1 rRNA gene is annotated in these 1,748 nt (G+C 52.9%); it reads right to left on the reverse strand.

The features are described 5' to 3' along the window. Positions 1-44: 44 nt before the first annotated feature. Positions 45-1,584: ribosomal RNA gene (locus PSSD_RS25835) — 16S ribosomal RNA — on the reverse strand. Positions 1,585-1,748 lie beyond the last annotated feature (164 nt).

Here is a 1,748-nt window from a genome sequence, read left to right on the forward strand (position 1 = left end):
ATCAGACAATCTGTGTGAGCACTTCGCGGGAAAGTATCTTCAGGTAAGGAGGTGATCCAACCGCAGGTTCCCCTACGGTTACCTTGTTACGACTTCACCCCAGTCATGAATCACAAAGTGGTAAGCGCCCTCCCGAAGGTTAAGCTACCTACTTCTTTTGCAACCCACTCCCATGGTGTGACGGGCGGTGTGTACAAGGCCCGGGAACGTATTCACCGTAGCATTCTGATCTACGATTACTAGCGATTCCGACTTCATGGAGTCGAGTTGCAGACTCCAATCCGGACTACGACGCACTTTATGAGGTCCGCTTGCTCTCGCGAGGTCGCTTCTCTTTGTATGCGCCATTGTAGCACGTGTGTAGCCCTACTCGTAAGGGCCATGATGACTTGACGTCATCCCCACCTTCCTCCAGTTTATCACTGGCAGTCTCCTTTGAGTTCCCGGCCGAACCGCTGGCAACAAAGGATAAGGGTTGCGCTCGTTGCGGGACTTAACCCAACATTTCACAACACGAGCTGACGACAGCCATGCAGCACCTGTCTCAGAGTTCCCGAAGGCACCAAAGCATCTCTGCTAAGTTCTCTGGATGTCAAGAGTAGGTAAGGTTCTTCGCGTTGCATCGAATTAAACCACATGCTCCACCGCTTGTGCGGGCCCCCGTCAATTCATTTGAGTTTTAACCTTGCGGCCGTACTCCCCAGGCGGTCGACTTAACGCGTTAGCTCCGGAAGCCACTCCTCAAGGGAACAACCTCCAAGTCGACATCGTTTACGGCGTGGACTACCAGGGTATCTAATCCTGTTTGCTCCCCACGCTTTCGCACCTGAGCGTCAGTCTTTGTCCAGGGGGCCGCCTTCGCCACCGGTATTCCTCCAGATCTCTACGCATTTCACCGCTACACCTGGAATTCTACCCCCCTCTACAAGACTCTAGCCTGCCAGTTTCGAATGCAGTTCCCAGGTTAAGCCCGGGGATTTCACATCCGACTTGACAGACCGCCTGCGTGCGCTTTACGCCCAGTAATTCCGATTAACGCTTGCACCCTCCGTATTACCGCGGCTGCTGGCACGGAGTTAGCCGGTGCTTCTTCTGCGGGTAACGTCAATCGATGAAGCTATTAACTTCACCGCCTTCCTCCCCGCTGAAAGTACTTTACAACCCGAAGGCCTTCTTCATACACGCGGCATGGCTGCATCAGGCTTGCGCCCATTGTGCAATATTCCCCACTGCTGCCTCCCGTAGGAGTCTGGACCGTGTCTCAGTTCCAGTGTGGCTGGTCATCCTCTCAGACCAGCTAGGGATCGTCGCCTAGGTGAGCCATTACCCCACCTACTAGCTAATCCCACCTGGGCACATCCGATGGTGTGAGGCCCGAAGGTCCCCCACTTTGGTCCGAAGACGTTATGCGGTATTAGCTACCGTTTCCAGTAGTTATCCCCCTCCATCGGGCAGTTTCCCAGGCATTACTCACCCGTCCGCCACTCGTCACCCGAGAGCAAGCTCTCTGTGCTACCGTTCGACTTGCATGTGTTAGGCCTGCCGCCAGCGTTCAATCTGAGCCATGATCAAACTCTTCAATTTAAAGTTTGATTTGCTGAAACCAGTTCAGCGATGCTCATCTGTAAAACGTCATAATGAATTTCATTATGTGTTCACTCGTGAGACTTGATATTTTTTACGTCCGGAGACGTTGATATCAATCCTGCGAGTGCCCACACAGATTGTCTGATAAATTGTTAAAGAGC

The organism is Type-D symbiont of Plautia stali, assembly GCF_001485335.1.
GTDB lineage: Bacteria > Pseudomonadota > Gammaproteobacteria > Enterobacterales > Enterobacteriaceae > Pantoea > Pantoea vagans_C.